3 protein-coding genes are annotated in these 18062 nt (G+C 47.2%); all 3 read left to right on the top strand.

Features of this window, described 5'->3' with window-relative positions; translation table 11 throughout:
* Window positions 1-340 precede the first annotated feature (340 nt).
* The 3 genes from A7P55_RS19400 to A7P55_RS19390 all read left to right on the top strand — a co-directional run bounded on the left by A7P55_RS19400 (window position 341) and on the right by A7P55_RS19390 (window position 18029).
* On the top strand, window positions 341-5524 hold the full coding sequence (locus tag A7P55_RS19400) for a YadA-like family protein (RefSeq protein ID WP_354667326.1): 5184 nt from the start codon (window positions 341-343) through the stop codon (window positions 5522-5524).
* Between the two features lie 60 nt (window positions 5525-5584).
* Window positions 5585-6403 carry an OmpA family protein gene (locus tag A7P55_RS19395; protein WP_171553437.1) on the top strand — a complete coding sequence of 273 codons (819 nt, stop codon included), beginning with the start codon at window positions 5585-5587 and terminating at the stop codon, window positions 6401-6403.
* Between the two features lie 418 nt (window positions 6404-6821).
* Window positions 6822-18029, top strand: coding sequence for an ESPR-type extended signal peptide-containing protein (locus tag A7P55_RS19390; protein WP_171553436.1), 11208 nt, complete (start codon window positions 6822-6824; stop codon window positions 18027-18029).
* Window positions 18030-18062 lie beyond the last annotated feature (33 nt).

The raw sequence follows: 18062 nt of genomic DNA, 5'->3' as shown, positions 1-18062 counted from the left end.
GATATCTTGGGTGGTGGTGTGACCAATGAAGGTGGTCGCCTCAACGGACCATTTACCGTGAATGACAAAGGCTATGACACAGTTGCCGATGCAATTCAGGGAGAAGCAGCGACAGCGAAAACCGAAGTGACCGAAGGTAAGAACATAAGTGTGACCGAGACGATCGGTGAGAATGGACAAAGTATTTATGAAGTCGCAACAGCGGATGATGTTTCCTTTGATTCGGTGCAAGTCGGTAATGTGAATATTGATGGCACCACAGGCAAGATCAGCGGTGTGACTGACGGTACGGTTGCCGCAGGTTCAACTGAAGCNNTTTGATTCAGTGCAAGTGGGTGACGTGAACATTGATGGCACGACAGGCAAAATCAGTGGTGTTGCAGATGGCACAGTTGCAGCAGGCTCTAAGGATGCAGTCAATGGTGGTCAGCTGAATGATAGCGTTGCGTCTACAGGCGATATCTTAGGCGGTGGCGTGACCAATGAAGGTGGTCGTCTCAATGGGCCATTTACCGTGAATGACAAAGGTTATGACACGGTCGCGGATGCGATCCAAGGAGAAGCTGCAGCAGCGAAAACCGAAGTTGAAGCTGGCAAGAACATGACCGTTGAAAGCCGTACCGGTGCCGATGGACAAACCATCTATGAAGTTGCAACCGCGGATGATGTTTCCTTTGATTCGGTGCAAGTGGGTGATATCAACCTCGACGGCAGCACAGGCAAGATCAGTGGTGTTGCTGATGGCACGATTGCAGCAGGTTCAAGCGAAGCGATCAATGGCGGACAACTCCACGGTGTTGCAGACAGTGTTCGAAGCGCAATTGGTGGTGAAACCGTCTTAAATCCAAACGGTTCAGTCACGACCAGCAATGTGGGGAACACAGGCGAAGGTAACATCCATGATGCAATTGATTCAGTGCGTAAAAATGCAGTGACAGCGAAAACCACGGTCACCGAAGGCGACAATATGGTAGTGACTGAGTCGACCAATGCAGACGGCAGTACCAACTATGAAGTTGCCACTGCACGTGATGTCGATTTTGATTCAGTGCAAGTCGGTAATGTGAATATTGATGGCACGACAGGCAAGATCAGCGGTGTGACTGACGGTACGGTTGCCGCAGGCTCTAAGGATGCAGTCAATGGTGGTCAGCTGAATGATAGCGTTGCGTCTACAGGCGATATCTTAGGCGGTGGCGTGACCAATGAAGGTGGTCGTCTCAATGGGCCATTTACCGTGAATGACAAAGGTTATGACACGGTCGCGGATGCGATCCAAGGAGAAGCTGCAGCAGCGAAAACCGAAGTTGAAGCGGGCAAGAATATGACCGTTGCAAGCCGTACAGGTGCAGATGGTCAGACTATTTATGAAGTTGCGACAGCGGATGATGTGTCATTTGATTCAGTGCAAGTCGGTGATGTCAACATTGATGGTGCGACAGGCAAGATCAGTGGTGTTGCAGACGGTACAGTTGCAGCAGGTTCAACTGAAGCGATCAATGGTGGACAACTCCACGGTGTCGCAGACAGTGTCCGAAGTGCAATTGGTGGGGAAACGGTATTGAATCCAAATGGTTCAGTGACCACCAGCAATGTGGGTAATACGGGTGAAGGCAACATTCACGACGCAATTGATTCAGTGCGTAAAAATGCAGTGACAGCGAAAACAACTGTGACAGAAGGAGACAACATCGTTGTAACTGAGTCGACTAATGCAGATGGCAGCACCAACTATGAAGTTGCCACTGCACGTGATGTCGATTTTGATTCAGTGCAAGTGGGTGACGTGAACATTGATGGCAGCACAGGTAAGATCAGTGGTGTTGCAGACGGCACGATTGCCGCAGGTTCTAAAGATGCAGTCAATGGTGGTCAACTGAATGATAGCGTTGCGTCTACAGGCGATATCTTAGGCGGTGGCGTGACCAATGAAGGCGGTAAGCTGAATGGTCCATTTACCGTAAATGACAAAGGCTATGACACGGTCGCGGATGCGATCCAAGGAGAAGCTGCAGCAGCGAAAACTGAAGTTGAAGCTGGCAAGAACATGACCGTTGCAAGCCGCACCGGTGCTGATGGACAAACCATCTATGAAGTTGCCACTGCACGTGATGTCGATTTTGATTCAGTGCAAGTCGGTGATGTCAACATTGATGGCAGCACAGGAAAAATCAGTGGTGTTGCAGACGGTACAGTTGCAGCAGGTTCAACTGAAGCAATCAATGGTGGTCAACTCCATGGTGTCGCAGACAGTGTTCGAAGCTCAATTGGTGGTGAAACAGTCTTAAATCCAAATGGTTCAGTGACCACCAGCAATGTGGGGAACACGGGTGAAGGTAACATCCATGATGCAATTGATTCAGTGCGTAAAAATGCAGTGACAGCGAAAACAACTGTGACAGAAGGCGACAATATCGTTGTAACTGAGTCGACTAATGCCGATGGCAGCACCAACTATGAAGTTGCGACTGCACGTGATGTTGACTTTGATTCAGTACAAGTGGGCGATGTCAATATTGATGGCAGCACAGGTAAGATCAGTGGTGTTGCAGATGGCACAGTTGCCGCAGGTTCAACTGAAGCGGTCAATGGTGGTCAGCTGAATGACAGTGTCGGCTCTACAGGCGATATCTTGGGTGGTGGTGTGACCAATGAAGGTGGTAAGCTGAATGGGCCATTTACCGTGAATGACAAAGGCTATGACACTGTTGCGGATGCTATTCAAGGCGAAGCTGCAGCAGCGAAAACTGAGGTTGAAGCTGGCAAGAACATGACCGTTGCAAGCCGTACAGGTGCGGATGGTCAGACTATTTATGAAGTTGCGACAGCGGATGATGTGTCATTTGATTCGGTGCAAGTGGGTGATGTCAACATTGATGGCAGCACAGGCAAAATCAGTGGCGTAGCTGATGGTACCATTGCAGCGGGTTCAACCGAAGCGATCAATGGTGGACAACTCCACGGTGTTGCAGACAGTGTACGAAGCGCGATTGGTGGTGAAACCGTCTTAAATCCAAACGGTTCAGTCACGATCAGCAATGTGGGTAACACGGGTGAAGGCAACATCCATGATGCAATTGATTCAGTGCGTAAAAATGCAGTGACAGCGAAAACCACGGTCACCGAAGGCGACAATATGGTGGTGACTGAGTCGACCAATCCAGACGGTAGTACCAACTATGAAGTTGCGACGGCACGTGATGTTGACTTTGATTCAGTACAAGTGGGTGACGTGAACATTGATGGCAGCACAGGTAAGATCAGTGGTGTTGCAGACGGCACGATTGCAGCAGGTTCTAAAGATGCAGTCAATGGTGGTCAACTGAATGATAGCGTTGCTTCTACAGGCGATATCTTGGGTGGTGGTGTGACCAATGAAGGTGGTCGCCTCAACGGACCATTTACCGTGAATGACAAAGGCTATGACACGGTCGCGGATGCGATCCAAGGAGAAGCTGCAGCAGCGAAAACCGAAGTTGAAGCAGGTAAGAACATGACCGTTGCAAGCCGTACCGGTGCCGATGGACAAACCATCTATGAAGTTGCAACCGCGGATGATGTTTCCTTTGATTCGGTGCAAGTGGGTGATATCAACATTGATGGCAGCACAGGCAAAATCAGTGGCGTAGCTGATGGCACCATTGCAGCGGGTTCAACCGAAGCGATCAATGGCGGTCAATTGCATGGTGTCGCAGACAGTGTCCGAAGCGCAATTGGTGGTGAAACCGTCTTAAATCCAAATGGTTCAGTGACCACCAGCAATGTGGGTAATACGGGTGAAGGCAACATCCACGATGCAATTGATTCAGTGCGTAAAAATGCAGTTACAGCGAAAACAACTGTGACAGAAGGAGACAACATCGTTGTAACTGAGTCGACCAATGCAGATGGCAGTACCAACTATGAAGTTGCAACAGCGAAAGACGTGAAATTTGACAGTGTCACGTCGACGGATGCAGAAGGAAATGAAACCATTCTGGATGCAAAAGGTGTCAGCTTGAAAGATCAGGATGGTAATACCACCATTCTAGGTCAAGACGGTCTTGGTTTCGCTGACCCGATGGGGAATAGCGTTGGTCCACGTATTAGTGCAAGAGGCATTGATGCAGGCAATACCGTGATCACAGGTGTTGCACCAGGACGTATTACAGCAGATTCAACGGATGCGATTAATGGCAGCCAATTAAAAGGTGTTGCAGACAGCGTATCAACTGCAATTGGTGGCAATACCACAGTCAACCCAGATGGAACTATTATCACCAAGGATATTGGCGGAACCGGTAAAAACAATATCAATGATGCGATTGGTGCCGTAGGTAAAGCAGCGAAAGAGGCTAAAACCACCGTAAGTAAAGCTGAAGGTGATGAAAATGTCACGGTTAGAGGTCGTCCAAATAACGAGGGCGGTACTGACTTTGAAGTTGGCTTGTCGAAGGACATTAACGTCGATAGTGTGACTGCGGGTGATACGGTGCTCAACGACAATGGTTTAAGCATTGCAGGAGGCCCAAGTGTCACTAAAGAAGGCATTGATGCAGGTGATAACAAAGTCACAGGTGTTGCTGATGGTACGGTTGCCGCAGGTTCTAAAGATGCAATTAATGGTGGTCAATTACATGGTGTTGCAGACAGTGTGAAAAACATTGTGGGTGGAAATACCACAATTAATCCAGATGGAACGATTGTGGGTGACAACATTGGTGGTACAGGTCAAGACAATATCAACGATGCGATTGGTGCTGTAGGCAAAGCTGCACAAGCTGCCAAATCATCGGTGAGTAACAAAGACGGCAATATTTTAGTCACACCAAGCACTAAAGCAGATGGCAGTACGGATTATGAAGTTGGTTTAGCCAAAGACATTACCGTGGATAGTGTGACGGCTAAAGATGTCAATGCGAATCAGGTCAATGTCGGAGGTGCTGGTGGAACCACGATTGCCGCAGATGGTGTGCGGATCGTAGATGGACCAAGCATGACCAAAGAGGGCATCAACGCTGGCGGCAAAAAAGTCACAGGTGTTGCTGATGGTGCCATTGCCAGTGGTTCTCAAGATGGGATCAACGGTGGACAGTTACATCGTTCTTATGAAGATGTTGGCAAGGCCTTAGGTGGTGGAGCAGGTTATGACCCAGAAACGGGTTGGAAAGCGCCAAGCTACGAGGTTGCTGGTGGCAAACATGACAATGTGGGTGATGCATTGGGTGCAATTGATAACCGTGTAACCAATTTGGGTGATCAATTACAACAAGCCTTCTACGATACTAACAAGCGTATGGATAAGTTGGAAGACAAAATGTCAGCGGGGATTGCGGCAACGGCTGCACTCGAAAATGCACCTTTTGTTCCGGGTAAACTCACCATGGCAGCAGGTGCAGCGTACTACAACGACCAAAGTGCAATTGGTGTGACCTTCCGTAAGACAGCGGACAATGGTCGCTGGTCATTAACGACGGGTGCTGCGATGGGTAGTCAAGGTAATAGTCCACTTGTTCGAGTTGGTGTAAGTACCATCATTGATTAAGTCTTTTAGGAGAGTCGTAAGACTCTCCTTTCCATATACAAGAATTAAGTGAGAACAGAGATGAATAAGATTCAAACTTTAATGATGATGGTGCTTACGGGTATTACATTCAATGCTCAGGCTTCACCAGAAGTTCCAGTAGCAGAAGCACAGGGCGAAGTGGAATTACAGACGACAGATGAGGTCACTTTTCCTGAGGTGAATAAAAGTTATCTTAAACTGGTGAAACGTTATGAATATAACGATGTTGCGCGTTTAGATGTAGGTATGAACAAAGATCAGTTCCGTCATATTCTTGGCAATCCGCATTTTAGTGAAGGGGTATTTGCGGTCAAAACATGGAACTATGTCTTAGATATTCGTGTACCTAATACACAGGATTATAAGCGTTGCCAATTACGTATTGACTACGACAAGAAATACATTGCAAATCGCTTGTCTTGGAAAGGCGAAGAGTGTCAGGGCTTGATGACATGGGGCGTGAATAATGTTGTGCCTGCAGTTTTACCCGCACCGATTCAAGCTGGGCCACAAACGGGAATAGTGTTCTTTGCGTTTGATCGTTCAGATCGTAATGCGATAGAACCAAGTTCAACCAATCTTGCAACGATGGTGAGTGCAATTCAACAATCTCAAAATCCTGTGCTTGTTTCAGGTTATGCAGATCGGCTTGGTAAATTTGCCTATAACCAAGACTTGTCATCACGCCGAGCGAATACGGTTGCGCAATTGTTGGTACAGGAAGGGGTTGATCCTAAACGGATACAATTACAAGTCAGTGGTGGAACAAGTCTTTATCAGGAATGTTCAGGCCAAGCACGTAATACCCAGTTGGTTCAGTGTTTAGCACCAAACCGCCGCGTCAATATCCAATGGTAAGTTAAGGGCGAAACAAAAGGGCAAGCTGTTTTCACGTTTGTCCTTTTCTATGGGCTTTTTTAATGGATTTTAAATGAATATAGATTATAGAGGGGAATGAATTTTTCAGTAAATATTTTTTGACGATTTTATAAACTTCTTCATTGATATATAGAGAAAATATAGTTTGTAGAATTTAATATTATTTTTTATATAAGTATAAAGTGGCTTATAGAGATGTTTCAATTGTAAATAGAGCTCGCCTATTATGTTGGTTAAATATTCCTATAATGTTGGTATTGGTTATTTTTTAGTTTTGTTTTTAAAACTTACAAAAAAATAAAATCAAATGTTAAATTTTTTGATGTAACTGTTAAATAGTTACTTATTTTATTCTCTAAATTAAATGGTGCTTGATTAATAAGAAAGGCACTGGATCATGAATAAAATATATCGTTTAGTTTGGAATAAATATTTAGGTTTATGGACGGTTGTTTCAGAACTTGCACGTGGCACATCGAAAAAACGTAATGTATCAGCGGATGTAACAACTATTTCACAACCTCCCATTTCTCTTTATACAAAATATTATCTTCCCCCAATTGTGTTAACTGTTGTACTTAGTTCAATTTTCTTTAGTCATAATGCCTATGCAGGCTACGAAGCAGGTGGTGGCTCGACATATAATAATTGTACTGCTGGCGTTGTCGGGAGCGGTACGAAATCAGGCAATAGTGTTGCCATTGGAAATGGTTCCTGTGCTGCAGGCAATGGCGGTATATCTATGGGTTCACGAGCTGATTCGAGTACAGCACCCAATAATATTGCAATGGGCAGTAATGCAAAAACAGGAAATATACTTTCTCCAACAGCGGATGGAGCACCTTTAAATGGTGGCAGTCAGATTGCGATAGGTAAAAATGCACAGACATCTGTAGCGGGCTCAATTGCCATCGGTAATGATAGCAAAACTGGCGCGCAAAATTTTAGTGTGGCAATTGGCGGTTATGCCGAAGCAACGGGAAATAGTGCGGTCGCTTTTGGTCGACGTACAGAGGCAAGTGGCTTTGGTGGGGTTGCAATGGGTGCCAATGCAACTTCATCTGGGAATGACTCAACTGCGGTTGGCTCTCGATCAACCGCCTCTATGCAGGCTGCGACAGCACTGGGAAATCAAACATTAGCTAGTGGTCGAGGGTCAACAGCAGTCGGTTTTGGTGCCAATGCAGTTAGTGTTGGTGCTTCTGCTGTGGGGGTAAACGCGTATGCGGCAGGTAGAATAAAAAATGGTATTGATTGGGAGTCTTCAGCATTTGGTTCCAATTCAAAGGCAGATGGGGCTGGAGCTTTGGCTTTGGGAAATTTCTCAACAGCAACTGCAGAAGAAACAACAGCAGCGGGTAACGGTTCGAAGGCGACTGCTAATTTTGCTACTGCCTTGGGTACTTTAGCTGAAGCAACGGCAGAAGAGACGGTGTCGGTTGGTCATATGTCCAAGGCGCAAAGTCAAGCTGATGTTGCGATAGGAAGCGATGCAACTACAGAAGCTAGCACAAATGGTAAAAATGTTGCGATTGGTAATAAAGTATCGACAGGGGGAACGGGTCAAAATGTTGCAATAGGTTCAGATGGTACCACCGCGAATTCTCGTACAACTGATGGTGGCGCAGTCTCGATTGGTCGAGGGCAGGTCGCGACAGGTGATGGCGCGGTGGCAATTGGTGATCCTAATGTCGTTAATGGTGATGGGGCAATTGCATTAGGTAAAGACAATACCGCGGCAGGGAATGCCGCGGGTACAACTGCAGCAAATGGTGCAGTGGCGATTGGTAACACTAACCAAGCGATTGGACAGGGTTCAGTCGCTTTAGGTAATACCTCAATAGCAGCAGCGGCAGGTGCAATCGCATTGGGTGATACAGCGAATGCCGCAGCACGTGAAGCCATTGCGATAGGTAAGCAAAGTACGGCTGAGAACACACAAGATATTGCACTAGGTCAAGGAGCAACTGCACAAGGTATTACGGAAAATGGCTTGATTCGTACCGCCACTGCGATTGGTCGTGGGGCGAATGCAGATGGACGAAATACATTGGCCGTCGGTGAAGCCAGTGCTGCAACAGGTTCAGCGGCAACTGCGATAAGTTCAGGTGCACAAGCCACAGCTGATTTTACAACAGCAGTAGGGAGTCAGGCGCAAGCCACAGCAGATTTTGCAACTGCATTAGGGAATGAAGCTGTTGCTTCGGCGACAGGTGCTACCGTAACAGGCTCAAATGCAATTGCAAGTGGGGAGTTATCTAGTGCCTTTGGTGCAGAGTCAAATGCAGCGGGGGATCAATCTATTGCTATTGGTAATGTAGCCAATGCGCAAGCGACGCGTGGTGTGGCACTCGGTTCTGGTGCAACGGCAACCAATGCGGATGATGTTGCGCTTGGTGCAGGTTCGGTGACTGAAGCAGCTAATCCAACATTGAATGGTACAGTTGGAGACATTACTTATAATTATGCAGGCACCAGTCCGAGCAGTGTGGTCAGCGTAGGAAGCGCCGGCAATGAAAGACAAATCACCAATCTTGCAGCGGGTCGTGTCAGTGAAACGAGCACCGATGCAATTAATGGTTCACAGCTTTATTCAACCCAACAGGCTTTAGGAAACCTTGCAGACTCAACCGCAAATCATTTGGGCGGTGGTTCGACAGTGAATCCAGATGGTTCTATATCAGAGCCCGTCTATGCGCTGACAAGCAACCCAGCTGCTAATACCGTCAACGTAACCAATAATGTGGGCGATGCACTTAATACTCTGAACACAGCAGTCAACCAGCCGCTAACCTTTACTGGCAATAGTGGTAGCACTGCACAACAACTGGGGAGTACGCTTGCTGTAGAAGGTACTTCTACTACGGGTGGTGGTTACAGTGGTAGTAACCTTCAAACTGTGGTAACGCAGGATAAAATACTTATCGAGATGGCGGACAACCCTGAGTTTACCAGCGTAACCGCAGGTGATACGGTGATTAATACCGATGGTGTGACCATTACCAATGGTCCAAGTATCACCAGGTCAGGGATTAATGCTGGAGGTAACCCAATTACCAATGTGGGTGCGGGTGTTGCGGGCACAGATGCTGTCAATAAAGACCAATTAGATGCAGCAACTGCGGCAGGTAAAAATACTGTGACTGATGGTAAAAATATTACGGTCACAGAATCAAGGAATGCTGATGGTAGTACTAATTATGAAGTTGCCACAGTCGATGATGTGGAGTTTAACAATGTCACGGTAGGCGATGTCAATATTGATGGCAGCACAGGCAAAATTAGCGGCGTGACTGCGGGTGATGTCAATGCGACTTCAACCGATGCGATTAATGGTAGCCAATTGGCAGGCACAGCCAAGAGCGTATCTGATGCCTTGGGTGGCGGCTCAGTGGTCAATCCTGATGGCACGGTGACAGCACCTAGTTATGATGTAAATGGCACAAGTGTTAGCAATGTTGGGGAGGCAATCGAGGCCTTGGATCAAGGCTGGAATTTGCAAAGTAATGCTGCCAAAGCAGGTGCTGTCAAAGCAGGCGACACGGTTGATATTGGTACGGTAACAGGTGAAGAAAATCTCACCGTGACCAAGGATGGTAATACCATCCAATATGGTCTAAATCGTGACTTAAAAGTAGATAGCGTTCGTGCAGGCGATACCTTAATTAACGACAATGGCGTGACCATCAGTAATGGCCCAAGTATCACCAAGTCAGGTATCAATGCGGCAGGCAATCCAATCAGCAATGTTGCAGATGGTACAGCACCAAGCGATGCGGTGAACAAAGGTCAGCTCGATGATGCCGCTGCAGCCGCCAAAACCGAAGTCACTCAAGGCAAGAACATTACCGTTTCTAAAACCACGGGTGCAGACGGGCAAGACATCTATAACGTGGCAACAAAAGACAGTGTCGACTTTAACAACGTGACGGTAGGTGATGTCAATATTGATGGCAGCACAGGCAAAATTAGCGGCGTGACTGCGGGTGATGTTAATCCAACATCGACTGATGCCATTAATGGCAGTCAATTGGCAGGCACAGCTAAGAGTGTATCGGATGCCTTAGGTGGTGGTTCGGTGGTCAATCCAGATGGAACAGTGACCGCACCAAGCTATGATATTAACGGAACGACTGTTGGTAACGTTGGTGATGCGCTGTCAGAATTAGACAAAGGCTGGAATTTGCAAACGAATGGTACCAAAGCGGGTGCGGTGAAAGTAGGCGATACGGTTGATATTGGTACAGTCAATGGTGAAGAAAATCTCACCGTGACCAAGGATGGCAATACCATTCAATATGGTCTCAATAAAAACCTTCGCGTTGATAGTGTTCGCTCAGGCGATACCTTAATCAATGACAATGGCGTGACCATTACAAATGGCCCAAGTATCACCAAGTCAGGTATCAATGCGGCAGGCAATCCAATCAGCAATGTTGCAGATGGTACAGCACCAAGCGATGCGGTGAACAAAGGTCAGCTCGATGATGCCGCCGCCGCTGCTAAAACCGAAGTCACTCAAGGCAAGAACATTACCGTTTCTAAAACCACGGGAGCAGATGGACAAGACATCTATAACGTTGCAACCGCAGATAATGTTGAGTTTAACAATGTCACAGTCGGTGATGTCACCATTGATGGTGCTACAGGCAAGATTAGTGGTGTTGCAGCAGGTGATGTCAATGCGACTTCAACCGATGCGATTAATGGCAGTCAATTGGCGGGTACAGCCAAGAGCGTATCAGATGCTTTAGGTGGTGGTTCAATCGTCAATCCAGATGGCACAGTGACCGCACCAAGCTATAACATTAACGGAACGACTGTAGGTAACGTTGGTGATGCGCTGTCAGAATTAGACAAAGGCTGGAATTTGCAAACGAATGGTACCAAAGCGGGTGCAATTAAAGCCGGTGACACGGTTGATATTGGTACGGTAACAGGTGAAGAAAATCTAACAGTGACCAAGAATGGCAATACCATTCAATACGGCTTAAACCGTGATTTAAAAGTCGATAGCGTCCGCGCAGGCGATACCTTAATCAACGACAATGGCGTGACCATTAGCAATGGCCCAAGTCTCACCAAAGATGGCATCAATGCAGCAGGCAACCCCATCAGCAATGTTGCAAATGGTACAGCACCAAGCGATGCGGTAAACAAAGGTCAGCTCGATGATGCCGCTGCAGCCGCCAAAACCGAGGTCACGCAAGGCAAGAACATCACGGTTTCTAAAACCACGGGTGCAGATGGACAAGACATCTATAACGTGGCAACAAAAGACAGTGTCGAGTTTAACAATGTCACGGTGGGCGATGTCACCATTGATGGCAGCACAGGCAAAATCAGCGGTGTGACTGCGGGTGATGTCAATCCAACATCAACGGATGCGATTAATGGTAGCCAATTGGCGGGTACAGCCAAGAGCGTATCGGATGCCTTAGGTGGCGGTTCAGTTGTGAATCCAGATGGCACGGTGAGTGCACCAAATTATGAGGTGAATGGGGAAACGGTTCGTAATGTCGGTGCTGCGATTGAGCAACTTGATCAAGGCTGGAACTTACAAAGTAATGGTGCTAATGCTGGTGCAGTTAAAGCTGGCGATACGGTTGATATCGGTACTGTTGAAGGTGAAGAAAATCTGACTGTCACCAAAGATGGCAATACCATTCAATATGGTCTCAATAAAAACCTCCGCGTTGATAGTGTTCGCGCAGGCGATACCTTAATCAATGATAATGGCGTGACCATTACAAATGGCCCAAGTATCACCAAGTCTGGCATCAACGCCGCAGGTAATCCAATCAGCAATGTTGGTGCAGGCGTGAATGATAGCGATGCCGTCAATAAAGGTCAGTTGGATGATGCCGCCGCCGCTGCTAAAACCGAAGTGACGCAAGGCAAGAACATCACGGTTTCTAAAACCACGGGAGCAGATGGACAAGACATCTATAACGTTGCAACCGCGGACAATGTTGAGTTTAACAATGTCACAGTCGGTGATGTCACCATTGATGGCAGCACAGGCAAAATCAGCGGTGTGACTGCGGGTGATGTGAGTGCTACTTCAACCGATGCGATTAATGGTAGCCAATTGGCGGGCACAGCCAAGAGCGTATCCGATGCTTTAGGTGGTGGTTCAGTTGTGAATCCAGATGGCACGGTGACCGCACCAAATTATGAGGTGAATGGGGAAACGGTTCGTAATGTCGGTGCTGCGATTGAGCAACTTGATCAAGGCTGGAACTTACAAAGTAATGGTGCCAATGCTGGTGCAGTTAAAGCTGGTGATACGGTTGATATTGGTACTGTTGAAGGTGAAGAAAATCTGACTGTCACCAAAGATGGCAATACCATTCAATATGGTCTCAATAAAAACCTCCGCGTTGATAGTGTTCGCGCAGGCGATACCTTAATCAACGACAATGGTGTGACCATTACAAATGGCCCAAGTATCACCAAGTCTGGCATCAACGCCGCAGGTAATCCAATCAGTAATGTTGGTGCAGGCGTGAATGATAGCGATGCCGTCAATAAAGGTCAGTTGGATGATGCCGCTGCTGCAGCAAAAACTGAGGTCACGCAAGGCAAGAACATCACAGTTTCAAAAACCACGGGAGCAGATGGACAAGACATCTATAACGTTGCAACCGCAGATAATGTTGAGTTTAACAATGTCACGGTAGGCGATGTCAATATTGATGGCAGCACAGGCAAAATTAGCGGCGTGACTGCGGGTGATGTCAATGCGACTTCAACTGATGCGATTAATGGTAGCCAATTATATGGCGTAGCTGATAGTGTTCGAAACTCAATTGGTGGTGAAACAATCTTAAATCCAGATGGCACAGTAACCACAAGTAATGTGGGGAATACCGGCCAGAACAATATTCATGATGCGATTAACTCAGTCCGTGGGCAAGCAGCAGCCGCAAAAACCGAAGTAGAAGCTGGCAAGAATATGACGGTTGAAAGCCGTACTGGTGCCGATGGACAAACTATCTATGAAGTAGCGACAGCGGATGATGTTGACTTTAACAATGTCACTGTAGGTGGTCCAAACGGTGTCAGTATTGATGGAACCACAGGCAAGATCAGTGGTGTAGCTGCAGGTGATGTCAATCCTAGCTCAACCGATGCAATTAATGGCAGTCAATTGGCAGGTACAGCGAAGAGCGTGTCTGATGCTCTTGGTGGCGGATCAACTGTCAATCTAGATGGTACGGTGACAACACCTAGTTATGATGTAAATGGTACAAGCGTCAGTAATGTTGGTGCCGCTATTTCTGAATTGGATAAAGGCTGGAACCTACAAAGCAATGGCTCTGACAATGTCAGTGCAGTCAAAGCAGGCGACACAGTTGATATTGGTACGGTGAATGGCGAAGAAAACCTCACGGTAACCAAGACTGGTAACACCATCCAATACGGTTTAAACCGTGACCTGAAAGTGGATAGTGTGACTGTGGGCGATACTGTCATTAATGATAATGGCGTGACCATTAGCAATGGTCCAAGTATCACTAAAGATGGCATCAATGCTGCAGGCAACCCGATTAGCAATGTTGGCGCAGGCGTTGACGCAACCGATGCAGTGAATAAAGGTCAATTAGACAGAGCGGCAGCGGCAGCGAAAACTGAAGTTGAAGCGGGCAAGAACATGACCGTTGCAAGCCGTACAGGTGCGGATGGTCAGACTATTTATGAAGTTGCGACAGCGGATGATGTGTCATTTGATTCGGTGCAAGTGGGTGATGTCAACATTGATGGCAGCACAGGCAAAATCAGTGGCGTAGCTGATGGCACCATTGCAGTGGGTTCAACCGAAGCGATCAATGGTGGTCAATTGCATGGTGTCGCAGATAGTGTTCGGAGCTCAATTGGTGGTGAAACGGTCTTAAATCCAAATGGTTCAGTGACGACCAGCAATGTGGGTAATACGGGTGAAGGCAACATCCACGACGCGATTGATTCTGTACGTAAAAATGCAGTTACAGCGAAAACCACAGTCACCGAAGGCGATAATATGGTGGTCACTGAGTCGACTAATGCCGATGGCAGTACCAACTATGAAGTTGCAACTGCACGCAATGTCGATTTTGATTCGGTTCAAGTGGGTGACGTCAATATTGATGGTACGACAGGCAAGATCAGTGGTGTTGCAGACGGTACAGTTGCCGCAGGCTCTAAAGATGCGGTCAATGGTGGTCAACTGAATGACAGCGTTGGCTCTACGGGCGATATCTTGGGCGGTGGTGTGACTAATGAAGGCGGTAAGCTGAATGGTCCATTTACCGTGAGTGGCAAAGGTTACGATACAGTTGCCGAAGCGATCCAAGGAGAAGCAGCAGCATCGAAAACCGAAGTGACTGAAGGCAAGAACGTTACAGTGACTAAAACCACAGGTGCTGATGGTCAAGACATCTATAACGTAGCGACCAAAGATGATGTTGACTTTAACAATGTCACAGTAGGTGGTCCAAATGGTGTGAGCATTGATGGCAGCACAGGCAAGATTAGCGGTGTTGCAGATGGCACCATTGCAGCGGGTTCAACCGAAGCGATCAATGGTGGTCAATTGCATGGTGTTGCAGATAGTGTTCGGAGCTCAATTGGTGGTGAAACAGTCTTGAATCCAAATGGTTCAGTGACCACCAGCAATGTAGGTAATACGGGTGAAGGCAACATCCACGACGCGATTGACTCAGTGCGTAAAAATGCAGTTACAGCGAAAACAACTGTGACAGAAGGAGACAACATCGTTGTAACTGAGTCGACCAATCCAGATGGCAGTACTAACTATGAAGTTGCGACTGCACGTGATGTGGATTTTGACTCAGTGCAAGTGGGTGATGTCAACATTGATGGCACGACAGGCAAAATCAGTGGTGTTGCAGCAGGTGATGTAAATCCAACTTCGACAGATGTAATCAATGGTAGCCAACTGGCAGGCACAGCACAGAGCGTATCAGATGCCTTGGGAGGTGGTTCCGTTGTCAATCCAGATGGCACGGTCACAGCACCAAACTATGAAGTAAATGGAGAAACCGTCCGTAATGTCGGTGAAGCCATTACTGAATTGGATAAAGGCTGGAAACTACAAAGTAACGAAGCAGATGCGGGCGCAGTCAAAGCAGGCGATACGGTTGATATCGGCACGGTACAAGGTGAAGAAAATCTGACAGTAAGCAAAGACGGCAATACGATTCAATATGGCCTCAATAAAGACCTGAAAGTCGACAGTCTGACTACAGGCGATACTGTGCTGAATAGCGATGGTATCACGATTGTAGATGGTCCAAGCATCACCAAGTCAGGGATTGATGCAGCTGGTAACAAAATTAGCAATATTGCGGATGGCACGATTGCAGCTGGTTCCAAAGATGCCGTGAATGGAGGTCAACTCAATGACAGCATTGCCTCTACAGGCGATCTCTTGGGCGGAGGTGTGACCAAAGAAGGCGGTAAGCTGAATGGTCCTTTTACCGTCAATAATAACGGTTACGATACCGTTGCCGATGCGATTCAAGGAGAAACCACCGCAGCAAAAACTGAAGTTGAAGCAGGTAAGAACATGACGGTTGAAAGCCGTACAGGTGCAGATGGTCAGACCATTTATGAAGTTGCGACAGCGGATGATGTGTCATTTGATTCGGTTCAGGTCGGTGACGTCAATATTGATGGCGCTACAGGCAAGATCAGTGGTGTTGCAGACGGTACGGTTGCAGCAGGTTCAACTGAAGCGATCAATGGCGGACAACTCCACGGTGTTACGGATAGTGTACGAAGCTCAATTGGTGGTGAAACCGTCTTAAATCCAAACGGTTCAGTGACCACCAGCAATGTAGGTAACACGGGTGAAGGCAACATCCATGATGCAATTGATTCAGTGCGTAAAAATGCAGTGACAGCGAAAACCACGGTCACCGAAGGCGACAATATGGTGGTGACTGAGTCAACCAATGCAGATGGCAGTACCAACTATGAAGTTGCAACAGCGAAAGACGTGAAATTGGACAGTGTCACGTCGACGGATGCAGAAGGAAATGAAACCATTCTGGATGCAAAAGGTGTCAGCTTGAAAGATCAGGATGGTAATACCACCATTCTAGGTCAAGACGGTCTTGGTTTCGCTGACCCGATGGGGAATAGCGTTGGTCCACGTATTAGTGCAAGAGGCATTGATGCAGGTAATACCTTGATCACAGGTGTTGCACCAGGACGTATTACAGCAGATTCAACGGATGCGATTAATGGCAGCCAATTAAAAGGTGTTGCAGACAGCGTATCAACTGCAATTGGTGGTAATACCACAGTCAACCCAGATGGAACTATTATCACCAAGGATATTGGCGGAACCGGTAAAAACAATATCAATGATGCGATTGGTGCCGTAGGTAAAGCAGCGAAAGAGGCTAAAACTACAGTAAGTAAAGCCGATGGCGATGAAAATGTCACGGTGACTAGCAGTCCGAATAGTGAAGGTGGAACGGACTTCCAAGTTGGCTTGTCGAAGGACATTAACGTCGATAGCGTGACCGCGGGTGATACGGTAATCAATGGCGATGGTTTAACTATTGCTGGTGGGCCAAGTGTCACTAAAGAGGGCATTGATGCTGGCGATAACAAAGTCACAGGTGTTGCTGATGGTACGGTTGCCGCAGGTTCTAAAGATGCAATTAATGGTGGTCAACTCCATGGTGTTGCAGACAGTGTGAAAAACATTGTGGGTGGAAATACCACAATTAATCCAGATGGAACGATTGTGGGTGACAACATTGGTGGTACAGGTCAAGACAATATCAACGATGCGATTGGTGCTGTAGGCAAAGCTGCACAAGCTGCTAAATCAACGGTGAGCAACAAAGATGGCAACATCAAGGTAACTGAAACGACCAAAGTTGATGGTAGTAAGGACTATGAAGTCGGCTTGGCCAAAGACATTCAAGTTGATAGTGTGACTGCCAACCAAGTCAATGTGGGTGGTGCTGGTGGAACTACGATTGCAGCAGATGGTGTTCGTATTGCGGAAGGACCAAGTATCACCAAAGGAGGGGTGGATGCAGGAAGCAAGAAAGTCACAGGTGTTGCTGAAGGTACAATTGCACCAGATTCAAAAGATGCAATTAATGGTAGTCAATTGCACAAGTCTTATGAAAATGTAGGCAAGGCTTTGGGTGGTGGAGCGGGTTATGACCCTGTGAATGGTTGGACCCCACCAAGTTATGAGGTTGCAGGTGGCAAACATGACAATGTCGGTGATGCACTTAATGCCCTAAACAATGCCGATCAGGCCCTCGGTGATCGGATTACCAATCTCGGTGACCAAATGCAACAGGCCTTCTATGACACCAATCAACGGATTGATGATGTCAAAAAAATGGCCAATGCTGGTGTTGCAGCAGCGATGGCGCTTGAAACTGCACCTTATATTTCAGGCAAATATACCTATGCAGTCGGTGCAGCCTATCATGGAGGTGAAAATGCCGTGGGTGTAACCCTGCGTAAGACCGCAGATAATGGACGCTGGTCGCTAACAACGGGGGTGGCTGCCGCTTCACAGGGTGATCCAAGTTTCCGTGTTGGTTTAAGCGGTGTGTTTGACTAATCATTGATTTAAATTCAGGAGAACCTTTTGGGT

The organism is Acinetobacter sp. Ac_5812 (assembly GCF_013072695.1).
Lineage (GTDB): Bacteria > Pseudomonadota > Gammaproteobacteria > Pseudomonadales > Moraxellaceae > Acinetobacter.
The sequence above is the reverse complement of the archived record's forward strand: the minus strand, read 5'-3'. Positions and strand labels throughout refer to the sequence as shown.

Excerpts from the sequence above, each read along its gene's own strand:
- A7P55_RS19395 (WP_171553437.1), top strand. The coding sequence starts at position 5,585 with ATGAATAAGATTCAAACTTTAATGATGATGGTGCTTACGGGTATTACA.
- A7P55_RS19390 (WP_171553436.1), top strand. The coding sequence starts at position 6,822 with ATGAATAAAATATATCGTTTAGTTTGGAATAAATATTTAGGTTTATGG.